At 62.9% G+C, this 25,813-nt stretch carries 23 protein-coding genes and 1 pseudogene; 12 read left to right on the forward strand and 12 right to left on the reverse strand.

Annotated features, from left to right (window positions below; all coding sequences use genetic code 11):
* Nucleotides 1–144 precede the first annotated feature (144 nt).
* Nucleotides 145–1,905 (forward strand): alpha,alpha-trehalose-phosphate synthase (UDP-forming), encoded by a 1,761-nt coding sequence (locus AC0L2Z_RS24775; protein WP_287228153.1) that lies wholly within the window; start codon nt 145–147, stop codon nt 1,903–1,905.
* Complete coding sequence (gene otsB / locus AC0L2Z_RS24780) at nt 1,902–2,663, forward strand: trehalose-phosphatase (protein WP_023798576.1); 762 nt, start codon at nt 1,902–1,904, stop codon at nt 2,661–2,663. The genes AC0L2Z_RS24775 and otsB overlap by 4 nt, the downstream gene beginning before the upstream one ends.
* Before the next feature lie 69 nt (nt 2,664–2,732).
* Here otsB and AC0L2Z_RS24785 read toward each other — a convergent pair whose 3' ends face one another.
* Genes AC0L2Z_RS24785 through AC0L2Z_RS24795 form a run of 3 tightly spaced genes read right to left on the reverse strand, consistent with a single transcriptional unit; the run spans nt 2,733 to nt 5,674 of the window.
* The gene (locus tag AC0L2Z_RS24785; RefSeq protein WP_023798577.1) at nt 2,733–3,404 is read right to left on the reverse strand and encodes an ABC transporter ATP-binding protein; all 672 of its coding nucleotides are present in this window, start codon (nt 3,402–3,404) and stop codon (nt 2,733–2,735) included.
* The gene (locus AC0L2Z_RS24790; protein WP_287228155.1) at nt 3,401–4,642 is read right to left on the reverse strand and encodes an ABC transporter permease; all 1,242 of its coding nucleotides are present in this window, start codon (nt 4,640–4,642) and stop codon (nt 3,401–3,403) included. Before AC0L2Z_RS24790 ends, AC0L2Z_RS24785 begins: the two co-directional genes overlap by 4 nt.
* A 6-nt stretch (nt 4,643–4,648) precedes the next feature.
* A complete protein-coding gene (locus tag AC0L2Z_RS24795) occupies nt 4,649–5,674 on the reverse strand; it encodes an efflux RND transporter periplasmic adaptor subunit (RefSeq protein WP_287173736.1) in 1,026 nt (341 codons plus the stop codon).
* 131 nt (nt 5,675–5,805) lie between these two features.
* Between AC0L2Z_RS24795 and AC0L2Z_RS24800 the strand changes: the two genes are divergently transcribed.
* Both AC0L2Z_RS24800 and AC0L2Z_RS24805 read left to right on the forward strand, forming a co-directional pair.
* Complete coding sequence (locus AC0L2Z_RS24800) at nt 5,806–6,489, forward strand: TetR/AcrR family transcriptional regulator (RefSeq protein WP_245277644.1); 684 nt, start codon at nt 5,806–5,808, stop codon at nt 6,487–6,489.
* Between the two features lie 83 nt (nt 6,490–6,572).
* Nucleotides 6,573–6,734 (forward strand): annotated as a pseudogene (locus AC0L2Z_RS24805) (winged helix-turn-helix domain-containing protein); the annotation flags it as partial.
* A gap of 94 nt (nt 6,735–6,828) precedes the next feature.
* Here the strand turns inward: AC0L2Z_RS24805 and AC0L2Z_RS24810 are convergent.
* From AC0L2Z_RS24810 to tpiA, 8 genes are all read right to left on the reverse strand, one after another.
* A complete protein-coding gene (locus AC0L2Z_RS24810; protein WP_023798581.1) occupies nt 6,829–7,131 on the reverse strand; it encodes a DUF982 domain-containing protein in 303 nt (100 codons plus the stop codon).
* A 306-nt stretch (nt 7,132–7,437) separates the two neighbouring features.
* Nucleotides 7,438–7,872: a type II toxin-antitoxin system VapC family toxin gene (locus AC0L2Z_RS24815; protein WP_128168168.1), complete on the reverse strand. Its 435-nt coding sequence runs from the start codon at nt 7,870–7,872 to the stop codon at nt 7,438–7,440.
* The gene (locus AC0L2Z_RS24820; protein ID WP_023798583.1) at nt 7,869–8,120 is read right to left on the reverse strand and encodes a type II toxin-antitoxin system Phd/YefM family antitoxin; all 252 of its coding nucleotides are present in this window, start codon (nt 8,118–8,120) and stop codon (nt 7,869–7,871) included. Before AC0L2Z_RS24820 ends, AC0L2Z_RS24815 begins: the two co-directional genes overlap by 4 nt.
* 403 nt (nt 8,121–8,523) lie before the next feature.
* Entirely contained in the window at nt 8,524–9,063 is a 540-nt protein-coding gene (locus tag AC0L2Z_RS24825; protein ID WP_128168167.1) for a DUF1697 domain-containing protein, read from the reverse strand.
* Between the two features lie 33 nt (nt 9,064–9,096).
* Entirely contained in the window at nt 9,097–10,734 is a 1,638-nt protein-coding gene (locus AC0L2Z_RS24830; RefSeq protein ID WP_084833810.1) for a CTP synthase, read from the reverse strand.
* 137 nt (nt 10,735–10,871) lie between these two features.
* Complete coding sequence (locus AC0L2Z_RS24835) at nt 10,872–11,984, reverse strand: L,D-transpeptidase (RefSeq protein WP_128168166.1); 1,113 nt, start codon at nt 11,982–11,984, stop codon at nt 10,872–10,874.
* Nucleotides 11,985–12,195: 211 nt separating this feature from the next.
* Nucleotides 12,196–12,654: a preprotein translocase subunit SecG gene (gene secG / locus AC0L2Z_RS24840; protein ID WP_023801242.1), complete on the reverse strand. Its 459-nt coding sequence runs from the start codon at nt 12,652–12,654 to the stop codon at nt 12,196–12,198.
* A gap of 306 nt (nt 12,655–12,960) precedes the next feature.
* Entirely contained in the window at nt 12,961–13,728 is a 768-nt protein-coding gene (gene tpiA / locus AC0L2Z_RS24845; protein ID WP_473629566.1) for a triose-phosphate isomerase, read from the reverse strand.
* A gap of 146 nt (nt 13,729–13,874) precedes the next feature.
* On the opposite strand from tpiA, the gene AC0L2Z_RS24850 reads away from it, so the two are divergent.
* The 6 genes from AC0L2Z_RS24850 (at nt 13,875) to lexA (ending at nt 20,241) form a co-directional block, all read left to right on the forward strand.
* The gene (locus AC0L2Z_RS24850) at nt 13,875–15,767 is read left to right on the forward strand and encodes a SurA N-terminal domain-containing protein (protein ID WP_287228156.1); all 1,893 of its coding nucleotides are present in this window, start codon (nt 13,875–13,877) and stop codon (nt 15,765–15,767) included.
* The gene (trpD, locus tag AC0L2Z_RS24855; protein WP_023801239.1) at nt 15,764–16,774 is read left to right on the forward strand and encodes an anthranilate phosphoribosyltransferase; all 1,011 of its coding nucleotides are present in this window, start codon (nt 15,764–15,766) and stop codon (nt 16,772–16,774) included. The genes AC0L2Z_RS24850 and trpD overlap by 4 nt, the downstream gene beginning before the upstream one ends.
* A 4-nt stretch (nt 16,775–16,778) precedes the next feature.
* Nucleotides 16,779–17,630, forward strand: a complete 852-nt coding sequence (trpC, locus tag AC0L2Z_RS24860; protein ID WP_473629567.1) for an indole-3-glycerol phosphate synthase TrpC — start codon at nt 16,779–16,781, stop codon at nt 17,628–17,630.
* Between the two features lie 66 nt (nt 17,631–17,696).
* A complete protein-coding gene (gene moaC, locus AC0L2Z_RS24865) occupies nt 17,697–18,194 on the forward strand; it encodes a cyclic pyranopterin monophosphate synthase MoaC (RefSeq protein ID WP_128172418.1) in 498 nt (165 codons plus the stop codon).
* A complete protein-coding gene (locus tag AC0L2Z_RS24870; RefSeq protein WP_287173747.1) occupies nt 18,194–19,399 on the forward strand; it encodes a molybdopterin molybdotransferase MoeA in 1,206 nt (401 codons plus the stop codon). The genes moaC and AC0L2Z_RS24870 overlap by 1 nt, the downstream gene beginning before the upstream one ends.
* 104 nt (nt 19,400–19,503) lie before the next feature.
* A complete protein-coding gene (gene lexA, locus AC0L2Z_RS24875) occupies nt 19,504–20,241 on the forward strand; it encodes a transcriptional repressor LexA (RefSeq protein ID WP_023801235.1) in 738 nt (245 codons plus the stop codon).
* Here the strand turns inward: lexA and AC0L2Z_RS24880 are convergent.
* Entirely contained in the window at nt 20,235–22,691 is a 2,457-nt protein-coding gene (locus AC0L2Z_RS24880) for a ComEC/Rec2 family competence protein (protein ID WP_473629568.1), read from the reverse strand. The genes lexA and AC0L2Z_RS24880 overlap by 7 nt on opposite strands.
* A gap of 101 nt (nt 22,692–22,792) precedes the next feature.
* Between AC0L2Z_RS24880 and gltX the strand changes: the two genes are divergently transcribed.
* Together gltX and gltA are read left to right on the forward strand one after the other, a co-directional pair.
* Complete coding sequence (gene gltX, locus AC0L2Z_RS24885) at nt 22,793–24,217, forward strand: glutamate--tRNA ligase (protein WP_287228160.1); 1,425 nt, start codon at nt 22,793–22,795, stop codon at nt 24,215–24,217.
* Nucleotides 24,218–24,397: 180 nt separating this feature from the next.
* Entirely contained in the window at nt 24,398–25,726 is a 1,329-nt protein-coding gene (gene gltA, locus AC0L2Z_RS24890; protein ID WP_031255684.1) for a citrate synthase, read from the forward strand.
* Nucleotides 25,727–25,813 lie beyond the last annotated feature (87 nt).

Here is a 25,813-nt window from a genome sequence, read left to right on the forward strand (position 1 = left end):
TCGCATGGAACCAGCTGCCGGGCTGCAATTAGCGGAACCGATGGCCCGTCCGAGCGTTCCGACGCACGGCAGCTGATTGGCGGCTGCGAGTTTCGAAAAACAATCAAAAGGGCCACCGACCGGCCGGAGAAGATCGTTGTTCCCATGTCAGACTTTGGCACAGAGGTACTCTGGGTTCTAATCATTGCAAGCCTTGGCCTTTCCGCTGTTGCCCTGGTGTTCTCGATATCCCGCCGGCGCCACATACCTGCGGCCGCATCCTCCCCAGGCGATGACCTGGCTTCGGAAGCGGCTCGCACGGTGCTGCGGGAGTTTGAAAAGAATGGCCACTCGGCCGATGCAGCGCTGATCACATGGTCGCCCGACACCTTGCGCAAGATCCTGGCCGACGATCTGCCGGAGACGCAGGTGATCGTCGTATCCAACCGCGAGCCCTACATCCACAACACCAGGAATGATGGCATCGAGCTCCTGGTGCCGGCCAGCGGGCTGGTTTCGGCACTTGAGCCGATCACCCGCGCCTGTGCCGGCACCTGGATTGCGTATGGCGGCGGAACAGCGGACCGTCTTACCGTCGATGAGAACGACCGGGTTGAAGTGCCGCCCGGCAATCCGTCCTACACGCTGCGCAGGGTCTGGCTGAGCGAGGAAGAATACCAGGCCTATTATCTAGGCTTCGCCAATGAAGGCCTGTGGCCGCTTTGTCATATCGCCTTCACCCGCCCGATTTTTCGGGGGTCGGACTGGCAGGCCTATGAAGCCGCCAACCGGAAGTTCGCCGACACGGTGGTTGCCGAAGCGCGCAACGAGCGGCCGATCGTGCTGGTCCAGGACTACCATTTCGCGCTCTTGCCGCGCATGATCCGTGAGCGCCTGCCCGAGGCGATCATCATTACTTTCTGGCATATCCCATGGCCGAACTCGGAAGTGTACAGCATCTGTCCATGGCGTGAACGGATCCTGGAAGGTTTGCTCGGCAGCTCCATCATCGGCTTCCATACGCAGTTTCATGCCAATAATTTCACCGAGAGCGTCGATCGCATCCTGGAAAGCCGGATAGAACGGGCGGACGCGGCGATCTCCTATGGCGGGCAAACGACTCTGGTCCACGCTTACCCCATCTCCATAGAATGGCCGGCCGAACTGCTGGCAAGATTGCCGGCCGTCGAGGAATGCCGTGCCCGTGTGCGCCAAAGATTCGGGCTGCCTGCGAACGTCAAACTGTGCGTCGGCGTCGAGCGCCTCGACTACACCAAAGGCATTCCCGATCGCTTTCACGCCTTGGACGAATTGTTCACGCGATATCCCGAATGGGTAGGCAAAGTGGTTTTCCTGCAGGTCGCGGCGCCGAGCCGGGGCACATTGCCGGCCTACCAGCAACTTCATGACGAATGCCATCGCTCTGCCGAAGAGCTCAACCAGCGCTACGGCAGCGACAACTACAGTCCCGTCCTGATGCTCGCCGAACATCATTCGCAGGAGCAGGTCTACGAGATCTATCGCGCCGCCGACATATGCATGGTCACCAGCCTGCATGACGGCATGAACCTGGTGGCCAAGGAATTCGTCGCGGCGCGCGACGACGAACAGGGCGTGCTGCTGCTCAGCACCTTTGCCGGCGCTTCGCGCGAACTGCTGGAGGCACTGATCGTCAACCCCTATGATGCGACCATGATGGGCGAGGCGCTGCTGCAGGCGCTGACCATGACGCCGGACGAGCAGCGCGAGCGCATGCGGCCCATGCGCGAGATGATCCGCGACAATAATGTGTATCGCTGGGCCGGCAGCATGCTCTTGGACGCTGCGCGCCTTCGCAAACGCGGGGTGACCGGCAACGGCGAGCGGCCATCCAACAGCAACAACGTCGTTTCCATCTTCGAGCGGGCACGAAAGGCGGCGTCGTGACGGACCTACGACTGCCGCTGGCCCCCGACCTGCCGGAAGGGCAATGGGCGCTTTTTCTCGATATCGACGGCACCTTGCTGGAACATGCCGCTCATCCCGACGCTGTGTTCGTCGGTGATGAACTGCGTCAGCTTCTCGGAAATATAGAGCGAAGGCTGGGCGGCGCCCTCGCCTTCATCACCGGGCGTTCGGTCTCTGCCGCGGACAGATTGTTTCATCCCCTGAAACTGCGCGTTGCCGGGCTATACGGCCTCGAGCATCGGTTAACGGCGGACGGTCAAGTCGACCTTGCCGACGCTCCGGCGGATATCGCGGCTCTTGCCGACGAGATTGAGGCCGAACTGGGTGGACGCAAGGTCTATGTCGAGCGCAAGGGGCCAGTCTTGGCCATCCATACCCGCGCTGCGCCGCAACTGCTTGCCCGGGCAACGCAGCTTGTCGAACAAGCATTGACGCAGCTTCCGCGGGGGTACCGCGTGATTGCCGGAAACGCTGGCGTGGAACTCATGCCGCTGGAAGCCGTCAAAGGAGCTGCCATCCGGCGTTTCATGGAAATCCAGCCCTTTGCCGGCCGGCGACCCGTATTCCTCGGAGATGACACTTCGGACGAAAACGGTTTCGAGGCAATAAACGAGGGCAACGGCATCTCTATCCGCGTGAAGGCGCGCGGACCGACGGCTGCAAGCTATGTTCTGGACGACGTGACCCAGGCAATAGCCTGGCTCGAGGCCAATTTCGGCGCGGCGTGGGTGTCCTGATCGCGATCCCGGTGATCATCAGACAGGCTCGCGCCATGGCTAATCCCATCAACGCCGATTGGTTCCGGTTCAGCCGATCTTCCCGTCCACGATGTGAATGCGGCGATCCATGCGCGCCGCCATGTCGAGATCATGCGTAACTGCCACGACGGTCTTGCCGCGCTCGCGCACCAGATTCTCAAGAATTGCGAAGACTTGCTCCGAGCTCTTGCTGTCGAGGCTCCCCGTCGGCTCATCGGCGAGGATAAGCGGCGGGTCGTTGGCGAGCGAGCGCGCCACCGCGACGCGCTGACGCTGGCCGCCAGAGAGCTGGTCGGGCCGCTTGTCGAGATGTTCGCCGAGCCCCAGGGATGAAAGCAGTTCCCCGGCCCGTTCCCGCATCTGAGGCCGCGCCAGCCGGCCAAGCTTGCGCATTGGGATTTCGACATTTTCGCGCGCCGTGAACTCCGGCAGCAGAAAATGAAACTGGAACACGAAGCCCAGCATCGAAAGCCTGGTCCGCGCGCGCTCCCTTTCATTCATCGGCTCGGCATCGCGGCCGCCTATTGTCAACGTCCCGGCGGTCGGCCGGTCGAGCAGACCGAGCAGGTAGAGCAATGACGATTTTCCGGAGCCGGAGGGACCGGTGACGGCGACGAATTCCCTTTTGTTGATCGCCAGCGTGATGTCCTTGACCAGCGTGACGGGAACCGTCTCGGGCAACACGCGGGTCAGTTTCTCGGTCTCGATGAGTGCGCTCATGACGCGCCTCTGATGATCTCGACGGGGTTCAGGCGCGCCGCACGACGCGCCGGCAGGTAGCCGGCCACTGCCGCCGAGCCCAGCGCGAAGGCCGACGCGATGACGTAGTGCATCAAGCTCCAGGCGATCGGCAGCCGGGTCATCTCCTGGCCGGTCGCGGCGATCTCGAAACGCACCAGCGACAGCGCATAGGTCATGGAGACGCCGAGCAGCCCGCCGAGCACGGAGCCGGCAGCGCCGATCGCGACGCCTTCCAGCAGAAAGAGCCGGCGCATGTCGGACTCCGGGAAGCCAAGCGACTTCATGATGGCGATGTCGCGCGCCTTTTCGTGCGTGATGGTGGAGATGATGTTGTAGATGCCGAAGCCAGCGACCAGCATGATCGCGCCGACAACGGTGTACATGATGACGTTGCGTACGACGAGCGCTTCGAGGATCGATTCATTGGCCTCCTGCCACGCCACCGCCTTGTAGCCCAGTTCGGCCTCGGCACGCTGCGCCACCGCCGGAGCGCGGTCAGGATCGTCGAGCTTGATGCGGATCTCGTTGATGGCGTTCGGACGCGCCGAGAGGATCTGCGCGTTTTTCAGAAGCACATAGGCCTCGCCTTCGTCGCGCGCGGTGGTGCCGGTGTGGAACAGGCCGGCGATCTTGAAGTTGCGCGACAGTCCCTCGGAAGAAACCGCCGTTATCGTGTCGCCGAACCCGGCGCCGAGCCGGCTCGCCATCGTGTCGCCGATGAGCACGTTGTTGCCGCCCGCGGCAAGCGCCGAAAAGCTGCCTTCGACGAAGTTTCCGACAATCGGCGACACGCCGGACTCGCGCTCCGGTTCGATGCCAATGATCGCCGCGCCGACTTCGCGGCTGGAAAAGCGGATCACACCCTGCGTTTTGAGGCTTGCCGCGAACCGACCGGGAATCCAGCTCTCCAGCCAGGAGGTCGCGGCGGTCGGGTTGATGATGCCGCGGCGATCGTCGCGCGGCCTGAGCCCGGAAATCGCCACAGTCGCAAAAGCATCCTCGGCCGGTTGACGGCGGGCTGTGCGCTGCTCGTCGGTGATGTCGACATGCGGCATCGTGTCGACGAGTTGCCTGACGAAATCGTCCTGCCCACCCTGCATCAGCGCCGCCATGGCAATGGAGAATCCGACACCGACCGCAACGCCGATCACGGCAACCAGCGTCTGGCGACCGCGGCCGGCAATGTGCGTGAGGGCGATGTCGAAGATGAGCGGCATCCTGCTTCATCGCTCCTGGGCGCCGGTGATGCTCACGCGCGCGCCGTTGGCGAGGTCGGCGGGATAGGGCGAGATGACGCGAGCCCTCTCCTCGACACTCGAGAGAACCTCGATGCCATTGGTGGCGCGAATGCCGGTTCGGATTTCACGTTGCCAGGCCTTGTCGCCTTCGACGACGAACACCTTATTCCCGTCCACAGCAACGGATGGGATCAACAGCGCGTTTTTCGAAACGCGGATGACGATGTTCACGTCGGTCGACATGCCGATACGAAGCGGCGTATCGTCCGGCAGGCGGAAACGGACGCGATAGGTCTTCGTCACCGGATCGCCCTTGGGTGTGATGCTGTCGACCACCGCTTCCAGGTTCTGCTGGCGGAACGCGTCGGATTTAAGCAACGCGCGCTGGCCGACCTCGACCCGGGGTATGTCCTCCTCGTTGACCTCGGCGACCACCAGGAGCGGCTTCGGCTCGCCGACCCAGAATAACACCGTGCCGAGTTCGGCGACCTCACCCACCTCGCCGTCCTGCCTGAGCACGACGCCGGCGCTCGGCGCGCGTAACACGTAGGTGTCAAGTCGCGCCTTCTGTCCGGCGACCAGCGCTTCGATCTGGCCGAGCTCGCTCTGCGCACGATCGAGAGCCTGCTGGCTCGCCGCACGCCTTTCGGCAAGCACCGTCAGCCGCCGGAGCTCTTCCTGGGCAAGCGCTTGACGCGCCTCGAGTTCGCCAAGCACGGCCCGGGCCTCGCTGTCGTCGAGCCTGGCGAGCACGTCGCCTTGTGCAACCCTCGATCCCTCGCAATTGCATTGCTCGACGATCCTTTCGCGAACCACCGGAGTTACCTTGGCCCAGGTTCGCGGCTCGACGGAGCCACTCGCGTAAACGACTTCCGCCGCGTCGCCGCGTTGTGGCGTCACCAGCGAAACCTTGGCCGGTTGCCACAGATACCAAGCGCCGAAAGCAGCCGCGGCCGCGACAACAACGATGCTGGCCGTCCAGCGTATCCGTCGCAAGAGACTCTCCTTCATGATCGAATCCGAATGTCCTGCGGTGACAGATAATAACACTAGACCGACCGTCGGTCTATAAAAGTTGCATAAAGCTCCGGTTCGTGCTCCTCTTGCTCCACCTGCACTTTGTGAGGTTCGATTTGCCCCGAGTGATAAAGCCGCCGGAGATACGATCCGCCGAGCTCCTCGACTGCGCCCAGCGGCTTTTCTTCGAGCGCGGCTACGACAACACGACGGTGAACGACATCATCCGCGAGGCCGGCCTGTCGAAGGGCGCGTTCTACCACTATTTCGCATCGAAAGAGGCCCTGCTGGAGGCGCTCGCCACACGTCTCGCCCGCGACAGCTTCACCGAGTTGCAGCCCTTGCTCAACGATCCCTCACTCGATGGGCTTGGCCGGCTCAATGCCCTGTTTGCCGGCTCGCGGCGGCTGAACGTCGAGCTTGCCCCGCAAATGCGCAAGACATTTTTCGTCCTGTTCCGGCCCGAGAACCTTGCCCTCTTCCATCGGGTCGACCAGGCGGCCAGGGAATTGGCCATGCCGATAATCACCGATCTGCTCAGGAAAGGCAGCGACGAAGGCATCTTCGACGTGCCCGACCCGGAAGCCTTCGCCGAGATGTTCTTGCAGCTGCGGCTGATCTTTCGGGATGTAATGCACCGCGCCCTGCTGAAAGCCGAGCAGGGCAATATCGACGAAGCGGCGCGGCTGCTCGACGATCGGCTGCGGCTCTACGGCATCGCGATCGACCGGCTTTTGAAGCTGCCCGATGGAACGATAGAAGCAGCGCAACCCGGGTTTGCCCGGGCTTTCCTCGAATCAGGCCCGTGAGCCGCAGAGTCCGCAAGCCGCGGAGCAGCAAATTCACCGCGCCTCGTATACCGGTGCAGTCCAAATCAGGGGGTCAGTGAAAGATGAGCCGCGAGCAGCTTCTCGCCGCCAGCAGGAGTCACGACGAAGAGGTGTTTGACCGCAGTATCGATGTGCAGATATTGCGACTGCGCCGCAAGCTCGAGGTCAACCCGAGCGAGCCGAAACTCATTGTCACCGAGCGGGGCGCCGGCTACGTCTTCGCTACCCGGGGTCGAGGTGCAGTGACCTTTCGAGGTGCCGTGACTTTGCCGAGTTCTTGGCAGGGTCAAGTTACTGGCAGGGGTCAAACAGGAACGTTCATCGCCTCAGCGCATGCACGCTATCAACATTGCCGCCGCCTATCGGCAGAGCCATGTCGTCGTCGAGCAAGCGCGTGATGCGGGCGAAGCCGGTAAAAGCCTTCCTTGCTTCCTCTGCCGACATCCCGCCCGCCAGAGCCGCGGAGCAGCAATTCACCGCGCATTGGTAGACTGGCCCACGCCGGCCGACTGGCCATCTACGCAAGAACTCCATCGCTTCGGCTACGCTATCAATCTCTTCGGCAGGACTTTCCTGCCCGCGCGAAATACGCACAGGCGTAAAGAATTGCAGGCGATCCATTGTTTCCTCCCGGTCGATCGTTATGTGCCTGATCGAACCTTTTGAACTTGCTGCTGACCATGTGTTTCCGGCAAACAGAACCCGATGATGAAAAAACTCGGGCCAAAAACGAAGTCTTTCACATCACTCGACCGAAATCGAATCACCAAACGTGACAAACATGTGACGAACCGTTGCCCGCCGCCGCACTGGGACTTCAATTATCCCGAGACGGAGCCTGGACGCGCTCATCCCGCATTTGAGGTATGCGGATTACGCAGCCGGATTTGGCTAGCCGCAGCAGACCCCTTTGGGATCTCTTCTCAGTCAAAGCGTCAGTGGATCGAGGCAAGGAACTCCTAAGGGCTGGAAGTGTCTCAGGTTCCCAGTCAGGAGCGTCAAGGAGTTCGCTTTAGCGGTCGCGGCGATGAGAATGTCAGCCAGCCCTGGATGACTCCCTGCGGCTGTGGCGGCGTCTTCCATGAGGCCTGCCTCCAACGCCACCGCCGCATCGATCGGCAAGATTTCCGCGCTGTAGTCCGTCGTGATGCCCTGCAGCCACGCCATTAGCGTCAGAGCCTTCGCTGTTGCTCCCGAGCGGTCGAGCTTGGCGATGCCTCTCCGAAGTTCGTGGAGGGCAAAGGCAGGCACAAACAAGTTGCCCGTCTGCTGCAATAGCCAAGCTGCCGCATTCGGGGGCAGCGGAGGCTTTCCCGGCGCGGTCGCAGACAGCACCGAGGTGTCGAAAAGGTATGCGGTCAAAGGTTAACCTCGCGGCTTTGCTGGGTGCGGTCGCGCTCCGGTTCGAAGCCCTCGGGCCAACCGGGGAACGACAGCAGGTATTCCGCAAGGCTGGGCTTCTCGGGGTAAATCTTCCTCGCTTCTTCGATCGGAACGATAGCGGCCACTGGCTTGCCGTGCCTCGTGATCGTGATCGGTTCGCCGGCCTCGGCGGCATCGACGAGAGCCGTCAAAGTGGCCTTGGCTTCGCGAATGTTGATGTGTTTCACTGCTGTTGCCTCCCTTGTGGTTGCACGCAACTACATTTAGCAAATCCATCGTCTATTACAAGTGGACACTTCCCGGAGAACAGGCCATTCCGAAACGCGATCATTGGCGAAATCTTTTGCGAAGGCGTCTTTCTCCCCGTCTCTATACGGGGAGAAATGCCCGGCAGGGCAATGAGGGGCAGCGCCACCTGAGGCGATTTCCCGGAGGTGGAGTTGTCCTGGGGTGTCGATGTCAGCGCCGCCCCTCATCCGCCTGCCGGCACCTTCTCCCCGTATAGTGACGGGGAGAAGGGGGCTGGCCGCAACATCGGCGCCCCTTTCTGCAGCGCTGCAGATTGGCGAAATCTTTGGCCAAGGCGTCTTTCTCCCCGTCGCTATACTCTCCCTGGGAGAAGGGGAAGCCCTATCCGCCGACCATCTCGGCTAGCTTGCGCACGGTGTTCCAGTTGCGCGAGGTGCCGATGCCGAGCCATTTATGGCTTATCGCCGGCAAAAGACGCGAGCTTGGCGTCTCGCGCGAAAAGAAGATCCAGATGTCACCGCCGACGGCCTGCATCCGCTCATCCTTGCCGATATAGGCCTCCAGCGCCGCGACGGCCTCAGCGGGAACGGGCTTGCGCATCACGCGCACCGCTACCCGATCCGCGGCGGCAGCCGATTCGGCGGGAAACGGATTGCCGGCCGCAAGCTTCAACCAGTCATCTGCGCGGCGTACGATGATGTCGACATGGCGGCCGAAGGTCTTTTGGAACGCCGTCTCCAATCGGCGCTCCAGCGCGGCAATCTCTGTTTCTTTCGTTTCGAAAACCAGATTGCCGGTCGCCACCAGCGTGCGCGGGTTGTTCAGGCCCAGGCCTTCTGTCATGGCCCTGAGATCGGACATGACGACACGCCGCCCCTCGCCCAGGACGATGCTGTAAAGCAAAGCGACGTAGGTTTGCATGCTAGCCCGGATATCTCACGATAGCCTGTCGATTTAGACCAAGCGACTCTGCTCCACCGCCGCCTCGATGAAGCTGGCAAACAGCGGGTGCGGGTCTAGCGGCCGGCTTTTCAACTCGGGATGATATTGCACGCCGATGAACCAGGGATGGTCGGGATATTCGACCGTTTCCGGCAGCACGCCGTCCGGCGACATGCCGGCAAAAACCAGGCCGCAATCCTCGAGCCGCTCCTTGTAGTCGACATTGACCTCGTAGCGGTGGCGGTGGCGCTCGGAAATCTGCGTGTCGCCATAGATCTCGGCGATCTTCGAGCCCCTGGCGAGGTCCGCCTGATAGGCACCGAGCCGCATGGTGCCGCCGAGGTCGCCGGTTTCCCTGCGCTTCTCCAGCATGTTGCCTTTCAGCCATTCCGTCATCAGGCCGACGACCGGTTCCTCGGTAGGACCGAATTCGGTCGACGAGGCATGATTGACGCCGGCCAGCGAACGCGCTGCCTCGATGCAGGCCATCTGCATGCCGAAGCAGATGCCGAAATACGGCACTTTTCGCTCGCGGGCGAACTTCGCCGCAAGGATCTTGCCTTCAGCGCCGCGCTCGCCAAAACCGCCGGGGACCAGAATGCCGTGGACCTTTTCCAGCCACGGCGCCGGGTCTTCCTTCTCGAATATCTCGCTCTCGATCCAGTCGAGCTTGACCTTGACGCGGTTGGCGAGACCGCCATGCGACAGCGCCTCGATCAGCGATTTGTAGGCGTCCTTGAGGCCGGTATATTTGCCGACGACGGCGATGGTCACCTCGCCTTCCGGGTTGTGGATGCGTTTGGACACCGCTTGCCACGGCTCCATCCGCGGCTTCGGCGCCGGATCGATGCCGAAAGCGGCGAGCACTTCCGAATCCAGCCCTTCATTGTGATAGGCCATCGGCACGTCGTAGATGTGCGGCACGTCGAGCGCCTGGATGACCGCGCTCTCGCGCACATTGCAGAACAGCGACAGTTTGCGGCGCTCTTCCCTGGGGATGGGGCGGTCGGCGCGGACCAGCAGGATGTCGGGCGCGATGCCGATGCCGCGCAATTCCTTGACCGAATGCTGGGTCGGCTTGGTCTTCAATTCGCCCGCCGTTGGAATATAGGGCATCAGCGTCAGGTGCACGTAGACGGCGTTGTTGCGCGGCAGGTCGTTGCCAAGTTGGCGGATCGCCTCCAGAAACGGCATCGCCTCGATGTCGCCGACGGTGCCGCCGATCTCGCACAGGACGAAGTCATAGTCGTCATTGCCGTTGAGAATGAAATTCTTGATCTCGTCGGTGACATGCGGAATGACCTGCACGGTGGCGCCAAGATAGTCGCCGCGTCGCTCCCGCTCGATGATATTCTTGTAGATGCGGCCCGTGGTGATGTTGTCCTGCTGGTTGGCCGAGCGGCCGGTGAACCGCTCATAATGGCCAAGATCGAGATCGGTCTCGGCGCCGTCATCCGTCACGAAGACTTCGCCATGCTGGTATGGCGACATCGTGCCGGGATCGACATTGAGATAGGGATCAAGCTTCTTGATGCGCGCGCGATAGCCTCGCGCCTGCAAGAGAGCCCCAAGGGCCGCTGCAGCGATGCCTTTTCCGAGTGAGGAAACCACGCCGCCTGTGATGAATACATATCGCGCCATGGGAGTCATCGCTTAACGCGGCCGAATTGATTCCGCCAGAGAAAAAACCGCCGCGAAGGCTTTTTCCCAAGAAGGCGCCCTGATGATGCTCGAACCAAAACAAAAGGGCCGGCGAGGCCGGCCCTTTTGTTTGACCCGCCAAGGCGTCAGATGATGACGACCTTGGTGCCCACTTTCACCCTGCGATAAAGGTCCATGACGTGCTCGTTGATCATGCGGAAACAGCCGTTGGAGGAGCTCGTCCCGATCGACTGCGGCGCAATGGTGCCGTGAATGCGCAGATGGGTGTCCTTCCTGCCGTCGTAGAGATAGATGGCGCGCGCGCCGAGCGGGTTATCGCCGCCGCCGGGCATGCCATCCTTGTACCGGCCGTAATTCTTCGGCTCACGCTTCTGCATGTCGAGCGTCGGGATCCAGCGGGGCCATTCCTGCTTGTCGCCGACGGCGACCGTGCCCTTGAACTGCAGGCCGTCACGACCGACCGCAATCGCATAACGGCGGGCGGTCCAGGAGGATTCGACGAGATAGAGGCGGCGCGCACTGGTATCGATGACGATGGTGCCGGGGCTATAGCCGGTGAACTCGACCTCTTGCGGCACGAACTCCGGCCTCACCTTGAACTGCTTCCTGGCTTCCTTGCTGGCGAGCGCGGCATCGAGGGCGCGGGTCTCGGGCAGCAACGACATCGACGAGGACGTGCCGCCGAACAGGCCGGCGAACAGCCCGACGCGCTGCGGCTTCTGTCCGACCGGCTCGCTGCGCAATTCGCCGTTGTTGCCGGTCAGCGCGACGTTCATGGCCTCGGCGGGAATGGCCTCGGCCGACTGGATTGCTGCGATGGGTTGCATAGGGTCGATGATCTTGACCGGCCTGGCATTGGCCAGCCTGGCTTGGCCAGCGGACTTATCCTTCTTGACGAGGCCCTTTTTGGCAAGAAACGCCCGCCGTTCCGCGTCCGACTTGGCTTTGGCCGCCTCGCGCATCGCCAGCTTCCTTGCCTCGATGGCCTTTACTCGAGCAGCCTGCTTGCCAGCCGCGATCTTGGCTTCGATCTTCCTGATCTGGGCAAGATCTGCCGCGGTCGGGTCTTTTTTCTTCTTGAGGAGTTTTAGTTGCGCCGAATCGCTTTTGGCGGCGACGTTGGCGACGTCAGTTGTGATTGCAGGGGCCGAATTGCCCGCCGGCATGGCCGCGTAAGCGGGCGCACCAAGGCTGAGCACGGCCCAAAGGCCGGCTAAAATGAAGCTGCGAAGCTGCATGGCGAAGATCCGATCGTTCAATGCTTGTTGCCACGGCGTTGCCCGGCGTCCCCCAAGGACCCCGAATGTGCCGCGCGCAATCTATAATCGATTAATCGGAGACGCCTCAAGCGCCCTGGCGTGCCGCGCCCGGTCGAATCCTCGCGATCGTGCGGCATTTGCCGCGACTGTGTTCAAACAACAACAGATCGCGGCGCCGGACGTCTGCTGATTACTGGTTTGGAACCTGCGGCGTTACTGGCTGGGTGGCGCCGTTTGTGGCCGGCGGCGTGGTCGCTCCCGCCGCTGGCGGTGCAGCGGGAGCCGGGGCTGCGGCATCATTGCCGGAAGGCGGCGTTGGCGCCGTATTGCCGGACGGCGGTGTCGGCGTCGTGGTGCCAGGCAACTGGTTGAGCACGCCGCCCCCGCCGTTCGTCACAGGCACGCGATCGAGAATATCGATCGGCTTCTCGCCGTAACGGGCGACGATCGACAAGGTCAGCGAGGTGGCGAAGAACGCCGCCGCCAGGATCGCCGTCGCCCGCGTCAGCGCGTTGGCGGCGCCGCGCGCGGTCATGAAGCCCGATCCGCCGCCGATGCCGAGGCCGCCGCCTTCGGAGCGCTGCAGCAGCACCACGCCGACAAGAGCGAGCACAACCATGAGGTGGACGACGATCAGTACGGTTTCCATTAGTTATCCTGGCAAAGCCTTGCGCGGCCGTAGATACGACCGGTGATTTGGAGGCGGGCTCAATACAATGCTTTGACGGCAATTCCAAGCCCGTGGCCGGAATATGGGAAGCAATGCCGCCGTTGCAACATTTTCCGCTGCGGCACAGTATCCAAAGTGCCCGACAGCCTTTCGATGCTAAAGCATGTCGCGCAAAAGCATGCCCTTGGGCCTGACCCGAGGGTGTGCAGCGGTTTTGCGATAACGACATGCGTAAAAACAACAACCTAAAGCGCGTCGCATTAGGCCGGCCAAACGCGACGCGCTTTAGGAGATGTTTCGATAGGCTTCGGCAATGCCGAGAAAGTCCGCCGCCTTCAGGCTGGCGCCGCCGACCAGCGCGCCGTCGACATTTTTTACGCCCAGCAGTTCGACCGCGTTCGACGGCTTGACCGAGCCGCCATAGAGGATGCGCATCTTTGCCGCTGCGCTGCCAAGCTTTTCCGACAGTTTTTCGCGAATATGCGCATGCGCCTCAGCAACGTCGGCGGCAGTCGGCGTCAGCCCCGTGCCGATCGCCCATACCGGCTCGTAGGCGATGACGGTATTCGATGCCGTTGCATTCGGCGGCACCGAGCCGGCGACCTGGCGCGACAGCACGTCGAGCGTGGCGCCCGCCTCGCGCTCGGCTCTCGTCTCGCCGATGCAGATGATGGCAACCAGCCCGGCGCGCCACGCGGCGGACGCCTTTGCCTGGACAATGGCGTCGTCCTCGTTTTGATCGGCGCGGCGTTCGGAATGGCCGACGATGACGTGACTGGCGCCCGCATCTTTCAGCATCTCGGCCGAAATACAGCCGGTATGGGCGCCGCTCTCCTTGCTGTGGCAATCCTCGCCCCCGGCCCGGACCGGCGTGCGCGACAAGATCTCCGCGGCATGCGCAAGCAGCGTCGCCGGAACGCAGACCAGCGCTTCGGTCTCGGCATCGAGCCCGCTCATGAAGCCGTTGCCGATCATCCTGAGTTCGTTGAGTGAGGCGCTGGTGCCGTTCATTTTCCAGTTGCCGGCGACCAGCGGGCGGATTCCAAGCGTCATGGGATTTGCTTCTCCGGGCAATATTCGGCTGCGTCCTCACTACCAAACTCAGCCCACAAAGCAATCGACAGTGGGCCGGAAGGACGCTATTGCGCTTGTTTCAGACTCGGCGCATGCGAAAATGCGCGAAAAAATCGGAAGTGACCATGCTTGGTATCTTGAGAAGCGCGGCTGGGACCTGGATCGCGAAAGCGCTGCTGATATTGTTGGTGTTGAGCTTCGCCGTCTGGGGCATTTCCGGACAGATGGTCGGTGGTTTTGCAGGCCACGACGCCGTTGTCACGGCCGGCGGCACTGAAGTGTCGATCAACGAGTATCGGCTGGCCTATGACCGGCAGATCAGCGTGATGTCGCAGCAATTCGGCCAGCGCATCAGCCGCGAGCAGGCGACGGCGCTCGGCCTCGACAACCAGGTGCTGGCGCAACTCGTGTCGGGCGCGGTCCTCGATGAGCAGGCCCGCAAGCTCGGGCTTGGGCTGTCCAAGGACCGGCTGGCCCAACTCACGCATGAAGACCCGGCCTTCAAGGGTCCCGGCGGCAACTTCGACAGAAGGACTTTCGAATACATACTGCAACAGGTCGGCATGCGGCCGGAAGACTATCTCAGGAATCGCGCCCAGGTGGCTGTGCGCCAGCAGATCGTCGAGGCGGTTTCGGACGGCCTCAAGGCCCCGAATACGTTCTTGAAGGCGGTCGCGCTTTATCGTGGCGAAGACCGCACCATCGACTATTTGACCTTGCCGAAATCGCTGGTCGAGCCGATCGAAGCGCCATCCGACACTACGCTTTCGGCGTATTTCGAGGAAAACAAGAAGACCTATGCGGCGCCCGAATACCGCAAATTCTCCTATGTCAGGCTCGAGCCGGAAGACATCATGGATGTGAGTGCCGTGACCGACCAGCAGGTCAACGACGACTACAACAAGAACAAGGGGCGCTACACCACGGCGGAAACGCGCACCATCGAACAGCTCGTGTTCAAAACGCCCGATGCCGCGAAGGCCGCGCTCGATTCACTCAAGACCGGCGCGACATTCGACAAACTCGTCGCCGCCGAGGGCAAGACGCAGGCCGACACGCTGCTCGGCACGCTGTCCAAGGACAAAATCGCCGACAAGGCGGTGGCGGATGCGGCGTTTGCGCTCAACGTCAACGAAGTCAGCCCGGTCGTTCAGGGCGCCTTCGGTCCGGTGCTGCTGCGCGTCACCGAGATCAAGCCCGAAGTGGTGAAGCCGCTGGCCGAAGTGGCCGCCGACATCCGCAAGGACCTGGCGCTGGGCGAGGCAAGCCGCATTCTGCTCGACGTGCATGACAGTTACGAAGACAGCCGCGCTTCGGGCAGCACGCTCGAGCAAGCGGCCGAAAAACTGAAGCTGAAGGTCGTCACCGTCGACGCGATCGATCGCACCGGCCTGAGGCCGGACGGCGCCATCGTCAAGGATCTGCCGGAATCGCCGGAGCTGATCAAGGCGGTGTTCGATGCCGAACCCGGTACCGAGAATCCCGACCTCACCACTGCCAACAACGGCTTCGTGTTCTACGAGGTGGATTCGGTCACGCCGGCCCGCGACCGCACGCTGGATGAAGTCCGCCAGAAGGTGGTGGCCGACTGGACGGCGGCGGAAACGACCAAGCGGCTCACCGCAAAAGCGCAGGAGCTCGAAAAGCGTCTCGAGGCCGGCACTACGCTCGACGTGATCGCGAGCGAGCTCAAGCTTGAGAAGCAGACCAAGCGCGGCGTCAAGCGCGGGGCGGACGACGCCGATTTCGGCAAGGAAGGGGCGGCTGCTATGTTCGGCGAAGGCGAAGGCGGGACCGGATTGATCCCCTCGCCCACCGGCGACGGACAGATCCTGTTCAGGATTGCCGAAGTGTTCGAGCCTGCCGGAGCCGACGCCAGCTCGGTGCCGGACGACGAGCAGAAATCGTTCACCGCCGGCATGTCCGACGACCTTCTCGACCAGTTGGTGGCGCAGCTGCAGACGCAATATGACGTTCGCATCGACCAAACCGCCGTTGCCCAAGCCCTGACCAGATGAGCGCGCTCAAGACCCATATCGCCAAGGTCGCCGCTGGCAGCTCCCTTTCCTTCGAGGAAGCGCGCGATGCCTTCGACATCATCATGTCGGGCGACGCTACGCCCGGCCAGATCGGCGGCTTCCTGATGGCGCTGCGCGTGCGCGGCGAGACTGTGAGCGAGATTTCCGGCGCCGTCGCCACCATGCGCGCCAAGATGCTGCGCGTCGACGCGCCGGCTGGCGCCATCGACATCGTCGGCACCGGCGGCGACAATTCGCACAGCGTCAACATCTCGACCGCATCCGCGTTCGTCATCGCCGCCTGCGGCGTGCCGGTGGCCAAGCACGGCAATCGCGGACTGTCCTCGCAGACCGGCGCCGCCGACGTGCTGACCGCGCTTGGCGTCAAGCTCGACATCCCGCCGGAAACGATCGGCCGCTGCATCCACGACGCAGGCGTCGGCTTCATGTTCGCACCGGCGCATCATCCGGCGATGAAGCATGTCGGCCCGATCCGCGCCGAGCTCGGCACCCGCACAATCTTCAACCTGCTTGGCCCGCTCTCCAATCCGGCTGGTGTCGTCAGGCAGATGGTTGGCGTCTTCTTGCCGGAATGGATCATGCCGGTGGCCGAGACGTTGAAGGCACTGGGCGCCGACCACGCCTGGGTCGCCCATGGCGACGGCTATGACGAGATCACCACCACCGGCGAAACCCAAGTCGCCGAACTGGTCGGCGGCGAGATCCGCAGCTTTACGCTGACCCCGGAAGCGGTCGGGCTGAAGCGGCATACCAAGGACGAGTTGCGCGGCGGCGATGCCGCCTACAACGCCCAGGCGCTGCGCGACATGCTGGGCGGCGCTGCCGGCGCCTTTCGCGATACGGTGCTGATGAACGCCGGCGCCGGACTGGTGGTGGCGGGAAAGGCGACGACGCTTGCCGATGGCATGGCGACGGCGGCGCAAGCCATCGACAGCGGCCGGGCGCTAAAGGTGCTTGACCGGCTGGTCGAGATTTCGAACGGATAGCGCCGTGTCTGATATCCTGCGCAAGATCGAAGCCTACAAGCGCGACGAGATCGCGGCGGCGAAGGCACGGGTGCCGTTTGCCGAAATCAAGGCACGGGCGAGGGCTACCGATGCACCGCGCGGCTTTCTCTCGGCCCTTGAAGCCAAACGCAAATCCGGCAGTTTCGCGCTGATCGCCGAGATCAAGAAGGCGAGCCCGTCCAAGGGCCTGATCCGCGCCGATTTCGATCCGCCGGCGCTGGCCCAGGCCTATGCCAAAGGTGGGGCTGCCTGCCTGTCGGTGCTGACCGATGCGCCGTCTTTCCAAGGGGCGCCTGAATTCCTCACCGATGCGCGCAGCGCCGTGACATTGCCGGCTTTGCGCAAGGATTTTCTGTTCGAGCCCTATCAGGTGTTCGAGGCCCGTGCGTGGGGCGCGGACGCCATCCTGATCATCATGGCGAGCGTCGATGACGCCGTGGCCAGGGAACTCGAAACGACGGCTTTCGAGCTCGGCATGGACGCGCTGGTCGAGGTGCATGACGAGGCCGAGACGGAACGCGCGCTGAAACTGTCGTCGCGGCTGATCGGCATCAACAACCGCAATCTCCGGACATTCGAAACCAGCATCGAGACATCGGAGCGGCTCGCGGCGATGGTGCCGGCCGACCGGCTGCTGGTCAGCGAGAGCGGTATTTTCTCGCACCAGGACTGCCGCAGGCTGGAACGGAGCGACATTGGCACTTTCCTCGTCGGCGAGAGCCTGATGCGGCAACTGGACGTGGCCACTGCGACGCACCTGCTTTTGACGGGCAACGCGCCCGCCAATGCATCTGCCCGAAAATCGGAATCGATGTTCGGAGAGCATGATGCATAGATACAAAGCGTCAGAGTGTAGTTTGTGCGTCCAAACGGACGCACGTCGCTCCAGGGTGACCTGACGATGTCGGCCGCCCTCACCCATCTTGGCGCAGAAGGCGAAGCCAATATGGTCGATGTCGGCGACAAGGCGGAGACGACCCGCACGGCAATCGCCGAAGGTCTTGTCTCGATGCGGCCCGAAACGCTGAAAATGATTCTCGACGGCGATGCCAGGAAGGGCGACGTGCTGGGTACGGCGCGCATCGCCGGCATCATGGCGGCCAAGAGGACGCATGAGCTGATCCCGCTCTGCCATCCGCTGCTGTTGACCAAGATATCGGTAGACATCGAACCTGACGCGAAGCTGCCCGGCCTGAAGGTCACGGCGCTGGCCCGCGTCACCGGCAAGACCGGCGTCGAGATGGAAGCGCTGACCGCCGTCTCGGTCGCCTGCCTGACCATCTATGATATGGCCAAGGCGGTCGATCGCGGCATGGCCATCTCCGGCATCAGGCTGGTGGAAAAGACCGGCGGCAAATCCGGCGACTACAAGGCGGATGCCCAGGGGGCAGGCCAATAATGGCGCTGCTTGCGGTCGCCGAGGCGCTCGAGCACCTGCTTGCGGATGCTGCGCCCTTGCAGGCTGAAAGCGTCGCCCTGATGGATGCCGCCGACCGCGTGCTGGCGGAGCCGCTCATCGCGCTCCGCACCCAGCCGCCATTCAACGCGTCGGCCATGGACGGCTATGCCGTGCGGGCCGACGATGTCGCCTCCGTGCCCGCGAGACTTTCGGTGATCGGCATGGCGCCGGCCGGACGCGGCTTTGCCGGGACAGTCGGCCCGGCGCAGGCCGTGCGCATCTTCACCGGCGCGCCGCTTCCCGGAGGCGCCGACACCATCGTCATCCAGGAGAATGTCCGCGACCTCGGCGGCGGCATGGTCGAAGTGACCGCGCCGACGGTTGAAGGCCGCAACATCCGCCGCCTCGGGCTCGATTTCTCGCAGGGCGACATGCTGCTGGAGAAAGGCCGCCTGTTTGATCCGGCGGCATTGTCGCTGGCGGCGTCGGCCAACCACCAGCAGGTCCGCGTGGTGAAACGGCCGCTGGTCGCCATCATCGCCACCGGCGACGAATTGCTGCCGCCGGGCAGCGACCTTGGCCCCGGCCAGATCATCTCCTCCAATGCCTATGGCGTCGCCGCCGCGGCCCGCTCGGTCGGCGCCAGCGCCCTCGATCTCGGCATCGCCGCCGACCGCAAGGACGCGATCGCCGCGCTGGTGACAAAAGCCGTCGCCGCAGGCGCGGACGTCATCGTCACGCTGGGCGGCGCCTCGGTCGGCGACCATGACCTCGTCCATGACGTGCTGACCGGCGAAGGCATGGCGCTCGATTTCTGGAAAATCGCCATGCGGCCCGGCAAGCCACTGATGTTCGGGCGGCTGGGCGCCATCCGCTGCATCGGCCTGCCTGGCAATCCGGTGGCCAGCCTGGTCTGCACGCAGCTCTTTCTGAAGCCGCTGCTGGCGCGGCTCGGCGGCCGCGCCTTCCGCCAGGACATGCGTCAGGCGCGGCTCGGCGCCGCCATGCCGGCTAACGATCTCAGGCAGGACTATGTACGCGCGGTGGTGAAGGAAGAAGCTGGCACGCTTGAGGCAACGCCGTTCAGTATCCAGGATTCCTCGATGCTCAGAATGCTGGCCGACGCCAACGGACTGGTCGTGCGCGAGCCATTCGCTCCCGCAGCCGCAGCGGGCGCCGCCTGCAGCGTGCTGATGCTACGCTGAACAAAACGTCAACACATTCATTAAACTTTAAATGGTTGCGGAACACAACTGGAACAGATAGTGTTTGTTCTGGGTTTGTTTTTCTGATTCTGTTGGGGGTCGCGATGCTGACACGCAAACAACATGAACTGCTGATGTTCATCCACGAACGGCTGAAGGAAAGCGGCATTCCGCCCTCGTTCGACGAGATGAAGGAAGCGCTCGACCTCGCCTCCAAATCGGGGATCCACCGGCTGATCACGGCGCTGGAGGAACGCGGTTTCATTCGCCGCCTGCCCAACCGCGCCCGCGCGCTGGAGGTGCTGCGCCTGCCCGATTCGATCGCGCCGGGCCTCAATGCGGCGCGCAAATTCTCGCCGAGCGTCATTCAAGGCTCCCTTGGCCAGGGCGGCCTCGGACGCCAGATCAAGCCAGCGCCTTCGCGCATGCGTGCTGCCGGCAATGACGACGACGTCGTTGCCACCGTCTCCATACCGGTGATGGGCCGCATCGCTGCCGGTGTGCCGATCGACGCCATCCAGCACCAGACGCATTCGATCTCGGTGCCACCGGACATGATCACCGGCGGCACGCACTACGCGCTGGAGGTCAAGGGTGATTCGATGATCGAGGCCGGCATCTTCGACGGCGACACGGTCATCATCCGCAACGCCGACACCGCCCAGCCTGGCGAGATCATTGTCGCTCTGGTCGACGAGGAGGAAGCGACGCTGAAGCGATTTCGCCGCAAAGGTGCCTCTATCGCACTGGAAGCCGCCAATCCGGCCTACGAGACGCGCATCTTCGGGCCGGACCGGGTCAAGGTGCAGGGCAAGCTCGTCGGATTGATCCGGCGTTACTGAACGGCGGGCTTCCTGGGTTTCTCGGCCCTGCGGTATGGCGGCAGGCCCCTCGCCTCGCGCGAAAATCGCCGCTGCTCATGCCAGGGCCTATATGGCTGTCTGACGGCAAAACGGATTTCTGCGCGCGTTGTCGCCGATAGCGGATCGAAGAAGACGGCGGCACTGCCCATGCGAGCGAGCTGCCGTTTGGTGACGACGAGAACCAGCGGGTTGCGGCAGGGTTTGTAATAGGCTGTGGCATCGTCGATGACGATCAAATCCGCAAAGGCACAGGCCGGCCGCGCGGTTTTGCGGTTGTCGGCGAGCGCGATGAGCGCGCCGGACGGATGCCGGGCCAGGCACAGGCCGGCAGTGCAGGTGAAAGGCGCTCCCGGCGGCAGGTCGGCCGGATCGGCGATGTCGAACCGCACATCTCCTTTTTCGAATGTCTCCGGCTCGACGATCGTTGTTGAAACCAGCGCATGTTTCCAGTTGTCGGTGGTGAATTCGTTCGAACGCATCCGGTTGACGGCAAGTTCGCCGCCGCCGATCGGCAGCGCCACCAGATGCGCATCCTCCGAGATCAGCACGTCGGGGATGCGCGTCTCGGAAATCGTCAGCAGGCCGGCGAGCGCAAAGGGAAGTGCCGCAAGCCGCAGCCATGTCGTCGCCATCGTGGCGATGACTAAGGCGACCGTCACCAGCAGAACCGATTGCAACGAAATCAGGCCGACTGCATCGACGGGCGAACGCTCCGAGATCCATCCCGAAATTGCAATCATCGCCGTCAGGCCCTTGCCCATCATGTAGAGGAAAGGGCCGTCGAGGCCGAAAGGCATTGCCAAGGCGCTGAGGACCGCCAGGAACATGACGATCGTGACGATCGGCATGACGGCCAGATTGGCGAACAGGCTGAGCGGCGAGACGCGCTGGAAGTGCCAGATGGCGAAGAGCGCGGTGGCGCTGCCGGCAATGATGGAGGTCATTGCGATGGTGCCTGCCCCGGCGACGAGCTTGCGCGTGACGAAAGCGACCGGTGACCGTCGCTGTCGCGGCGCCTTGGCCTTGTCGGCACGATAGTCGGACCAACCGGCATAGGCGCCCACGAGAGCCGCAGTCGCGGCGAACGACATCTGGAAGCTTGCGCCGACCACCTCGTGCGGCGACACGACGATAACGGCGATGGCCGAAATCGCCAGGTTGCGCATGGTGAGTGCCGCCCGGTCGAACAGCACGGCGACAAGCATTACCGCCAGCATGATGAAGCTGCGTTCAGCCGCGACCACGATACCGGAAAAGATCAGATAGGCAGCGATGGAGACGAGTGCGGCAGCAGCCGCATATTTTTTGACCGGCCGGCGCGACGAAAAGTCGGGAAACAGCGCAAAGGCGCCGCGCAGCAATCCCATGACGGTGCCGGCGACAAGCGCCATATGCAGGCCGGAAATGGAGATGATGTGGTAGATGCCGGTGCGCCGCATCGATTCGTTTATCTCTTCGGGGATGCCGGCACGCACGCCGACGATCAGCGCAGCGGCAATCTCCCCCTCGGCACCACCGATGCTGTCCCTGATATGGTCGGCGATGGATTCGCGCGCCTTCTCGATCGACGAAGAAAGGCGTGCGGTTAACGGTGCATCTTCGGAGACGACGATCTTTGGACTGCCGAGGAAAAAGCCACTGGCACCGATACCGGCGAAATAGCTGTCAAAGGAAAAGTCAAAGCTGTCCGGTCTGACCGGGCCAGTCGGAGGCAGAAGCCTCACATAGCCGGTTGCCACCGAGCCTGCGGTCATCTCAGCGGGAATCTTGCGTGCCGACACCCTGACACGTTCGGGTGCATAACGCAGTGTCGGCCGGGCGGTCGACATCACATCGATGGTCAGCCTGATCCGGCCGTTCGCCATCTGGTCGAGCCTGACGACACGGCCGGTCAGCCGGGTCTGGATTTCCGAACCGAGCATCTTCGTTCCGGCGCGCCAGGTTTCAACCTTGGCGGCGAGCACACCAAGCGCGCACAGCAACGCTGCCATGAAGCACAGGTGCGTTTTGCGGCGTGAGCGCGTGACGGCCGCACACAATGCCGTAAGGACCACGACGGCGATGGGCTGGGCAAAGTCCGGTTCGACGGCAAGCGAAAAATAGACGATCACCCCGCATGCCAGGAAAACCGGCACCAGCAGGAAGGCGACGCCCCGGTCGAGTTCCAGGCCGGCTGCCGCGGCCACGCTGTTGCGGACACCGGATGGTGAAAGATGGCTGAGCTGTCGGCGAAAACGAATGACAGGGCCGGGTGCTGAAGCCGGTATCGGCGCCGGGCGATCCGGCGAAAGAGGTTGGATGCTCAGCGGCGACGCAGGCAGCGAAACGGGTAGCGACTCAGTGCGAGGAACGTCGGCAAACAGCGATCGTTCGCTGACGCTTGCGGTCGCGCCCTCGCTCTCGTCCACGCCGCGGCCTGGTCCAGCCATAGGGTTCGCCCCTTGCGCCCTTGACCTCCTATGCTACATGAACGCGCGACGCGCGAAAGTCCGCGCACCACATCCGTTTTCTGCGCTTGCCCAGGAGTTCCATGTCCGACAAGGTCGTCACCCGTTTTGCCCCTTCGCCCACCGGATTCCTGCATATTGGCGGGGCGCGCACGGCGCTGTTCAATTGGCTGTATGCGAAACACACTGGCGGCAAGATGCTGCTGCGCATCGAGGACACCGATCGCGAGCGTTCGACCGATGCGGCAACCGCTGCCATCCTCGATGGGCTCTCCTGGCTCGGCCTCACCTGGGACGGCGAACCGGTATCCCAGTTCGAGCGCGCGCCGCGCCACCGCGCGGTTGCCGAGGAGCTGGTGCGCCTCGGCAAAGCCTATTACTGCTATGCGACGCCGGCCGAGCTGGAGGCGATGCGCGAGAGTGCGCGGGCCAAGGGCTTGCCTCCCCGCTATGACGGCCGCTGGCGCGACCGCGACCCGTCAGAGGCACCGGTTGGCGCCAGGGGCGCGATCCGCATCAAGGCGCCGGCCGAAGGCGAGACGGTGGTACATGACCGCGTGCAGGGCGAAGTCCGCTTCCCCAACAAGGACCTCGACGATTTCATCATCCTGCGCTCGGACGGCAACCCGACCTATATGCATGCCGTCGTCGTCGACGACCACGACATGGGCATCACCCACATCATCCGCGGCGACGACCATCTGACCAATGCCGCCCGCCAAATGGTGATCTATCGAGCCTTGGGCTGGGAGGTGCCGTCAATGGCGCATATCCCGCTGATCCATGGCGCCGACGGCGCCAAGCTGTCGAAGCGGCACGGCGCCCTCGGCGTTGAAGCCTATCGCGCCATGGGCTATCTGCCCGAGGCACTGCTCAACTACCTGGCGCGGCTCGGCTGGAGCCACGGCGACGACGAGGTCATATCGATCACCGACATGATTGCGTGGTTCGACATCGGCGATGTCAACAAGGGGGCCGCCCGCTTCGACTTCGCCAAGCTCGAGGCGCTGAGCGGCGTGCATATGCGGCGCATGAACGAGCCCGAATTGCTCGATATCTTCATCAACACCTTGCCCTATCTCGAAGGCGGCCCGGCGATCGCAGCGCGCCTCGACGACACACGCAAGGCGCAGTTGCTGGCCGCCCTGCCCGGCTTGAAGGAGCGCGCCAAGACGCTGGTCGAGCTGGTCGACGGTGCCGCCTTCCTGTTTGCCGAGCGGCCGCTGCCGATCGACGAGAAGGCGGCGGCGCTGCTCGGCGGCGAGGCGCGCGAGATCCTGCGGGGCGCCCATGCGGCGCTGAAGGCGATTTCAGGGGATTGGACGGCCGCAGCGGCGGAAGCGGCGATCCGCGAATATGCGCTCGCCGGCGGCCATAAGCTTGGCGCAGTGGCCCAACCTTTGCGCGCCGCGCTAACCGGCAAAAGCACCTCGCCCGGCGTGTTCGACGTGCTTGCCGTGCTTGGCCGCGAGGAAAGCCTGGCGCGCGTCGCGGATCAAATCGATTAGCAAAACTGGCCCAAGAAGATTGGCATTGAAAGGTGGGTTTCGCAGTGCAACATTAGGTCTTGGCCCAATTTGGCACGCAATCCAATTGCGGGCGCAAACGCGCGAACTCCGATACTTTCGACGTGTTGCGTTGCAGAAATTTTGCCTTTGCCGACATGAGAAAACAAAAAGGAGTTTGCAATGTCCGAAGCTGCGACAAAAATGGAATTTGGCGGCAAAACCCACGCGTCGACCGCGAAACTTGAATTCGGCGGCAAAACTCACGAACTCAAGGTGCGAAGCGGCTCGGTCGGACCTGACGTCATCGATATCGGCGCGCTTTACAGCACCACCGGGGCCTTCACCTACGATCCCGGCTTCACCTCGACGGCAAGTTGCGAGTCGGAAATCACCTTCATCGATGGCGATGCCGGCATCCTTTTGCATCGCGGTTATCCGATCGACCAGTTGGCCGAGCACGGCGACTTCCTCGAAGTTTGTTATCTCCTGCTCTACGGCGAACTGCCGACCAAGGCGCAGAAGGACGATTTCGACTACCGGGTCACGCGCCACACCATGGTGCACGAGCAGATGTCGCGCTTCTTCACCGGCTTTCGCCGCGACGCCCACCCGATGGCGGTGATGTGCGGCGTGGTCGGTGCGCTGTCAGCTTTCTATCACGATTCCACCGACATCTCGGACCCCTACCAGCGCATGGTCGCATCGATGCGGCTGATCGCCAAGATGCCGACGATCGCGGCGATGGCTTACAAATACCACATCGGCCAGCCCTTCATTTACCCCAAGAACGAGCTGAATTTCGCGGCCAACTTCCTGCATATGTGCTTTGCCGTGCCGTGCGAGGAATACAAGATCAACCCGGTGCTGGCGCGTGCGATGGAGCGCATTTTCATCCTGCACGCCGATCACGAGCAGAACGCCTCGACCTCGACCGTTCGCCTCGCCGGCTCGTCCGGCGCCAATCCGTTCGCCTGCATCGCCGCCGGCATCGCCTGCCTGTGGGGACCGGCCCATGGCGGCGCCAACGAGGCAGCCTTGAACATGCTGGGCGAGATCGGCCAAGTCGACCACATCCCGGAATTTATCGCCCGCGCCAAGGATAAGAACGATCCGTTCCGATTGATGGGCTTTGGCCATCGCGTCTACAAAAACTACGATCCACGCGCCAAGATCATGCAGAAGACCGCACATGAGGTTTTGGGCGAACTCGGCATCAAGGACGATCCGCTGCTCGACATCGCCATGGAACTGGAAAGGATTGCTCTGACCGATTCCTATTTCATCGAGAAGAAGCTTTATCCGAACGTCGATTTCTATTCCGGCATCACGCTGAAGGCGCTGGGCTTCCCCACCACCATGTTCACCGTGCTGTTCGCGGTCGCCCGCACCGTCGGCTGGATCGCGCAGTGGAAGGAGATGATCGAGGATCCGCACCAGAAGATAGGCCGCCCGCGCCAGCTCTATACAGGTGCGCCGGAACGCGACTACGTGCCGATTGCTAAACGGTGAATAGCGAATTGTGAATAGTGAATAGTGAATAGTGAATAGTGAATAGTGAATAGTGAATAGTGAATAGTGAATAGTGAATAGTGAATA

The organism is Mesorhizobium sp. WSM4850 (genome assembly GCF_055811735.1).

Bases quoted from the DNA above. Each gene is read 5' to 3' on its own strand.
- gltX (WP_287228160.1), top strand. From the start codon at position 22,793: ATGTCCGACAAGGTCGTCACCCGTTTTGCCCCTTCGCCCACCGGATTC.
- AC0L2Z_RS24810 (WP_023798581.1), bottom strand. From the start codon at position 7,131: ATGGATCGCCTGCAATTCTTTACGCCTGTGCGTATTTCGCGCGGGCAG.
- AC0L2Z_RS24830 (WP_084833810.1), bottom strand. From the start codon at position 10,734: ATGACTCCCATGGCGCGATATGTATTCATCACAGGCGGCGTGGTTTCC.
- secG (WP_023801242.1), bottom strand. From the start codon at position 12,654: ATGGAAACCGTACTGATCGTCGTCCACCTCATGGTTGTGCTCGCTCTT.
- trpD (WP_023801239.1), top strand. From the start codon at position 15,764: ATGAGCGCGCTCAAGACCCATATCGCCAAGGTCGCCGCTGGCAGCTCC.
- gltA (WP_031255684.1), top strand. From the start codon at position 24,398: ATGTCCGAAGCTGCGACAAAAATGGAATTTGGCGGCAAAACCCACGCG.
- lexA (WP_023801235.1), top strand. From the start codon at position 19,504: ATGCTGACACGCAAACAACATGAACTGCTGATGTTCATCCACGAACGG.
- AC0L2Z_RS24775 (WP_287228153.1), top strand. From the start codon at position 145: ATGTCAGACTTTGGCACAGAGGTACTCTGGGTTCTAATCATTGCAAGC.
- AC0L2Z_RS24825 (WP_128168167.1), bottom strand. From the start codon at position 9,063: ATGCAAACCTACGTCGCTTTGCTTTACAGCATCGTCCTGGGCGAGGGG.
- AC0L2Z_RS24795 (WP_287173736.1), bottom strand. From the start codon at position 5,674: ATGAAGGAGAGTCTCTTGCGACGGATACGCTGGACGGCCAGCATCGTT.
- AC0L2Z_RS24850 (WP_287228156.1), top strand. From the start codon at position 13,875: ATGCTTGGTATCTTGAGAAGCGCGGCTGGGACCTGGATCGCGAAAGCG.
- moaC (WP_128172418.1), top strand. From the start codon at position 17,697: ATGTCGGCCGCCCTCACCCATCTTGGCGCAGAAGGCGAAGCCAATATG.
- AC0L2Z_RS24790 (WP_287228155.1), bottom strand. From the start codon at position 4,642: ATGCCGCTCATCTTCGACATCGCCCTCACGCACATTGCCGGCCGCGGT.
- AC0L2Z_RS24870 (WP_287173747.1), top strand. From the start codon at position 18,194: ATGGCGCTGCTTGCGGTCGCCGAGGCGCTCGAGCACCTGCTTGCGGAT.
- tpiA (WP_473629566.1), bottom strand. From the start codon at position 13,728: ATGACGCTTGGAATCCGCCCGCTGGTCGCCGGCAACTGGAAAATGAAC.
- AC0L2Z_RS24785 (WP_023798577.1), bottom strand. From the start codon at position 3,404: ATGAGCGCACTCATCGAGACCGAGAAACTGACCCGCGTGTTGCCCGAG.
- AC0L2Z_RS24880 (WP_473629568.1), bottom strand. From the start codon at position 22,691: ATGGCTGGACCAGGCCGCGGCGTGGACGAGAGCGAGGGCGCGACCGCA.
- AC0L2Z_RS24835 (WP_128168166.1), bottom strand. From the start codon at position 11,984: ATGCAGCTTCGCAGCTTCATTTTAGCCGGCCTTTGGGCCGTGCTCAGC.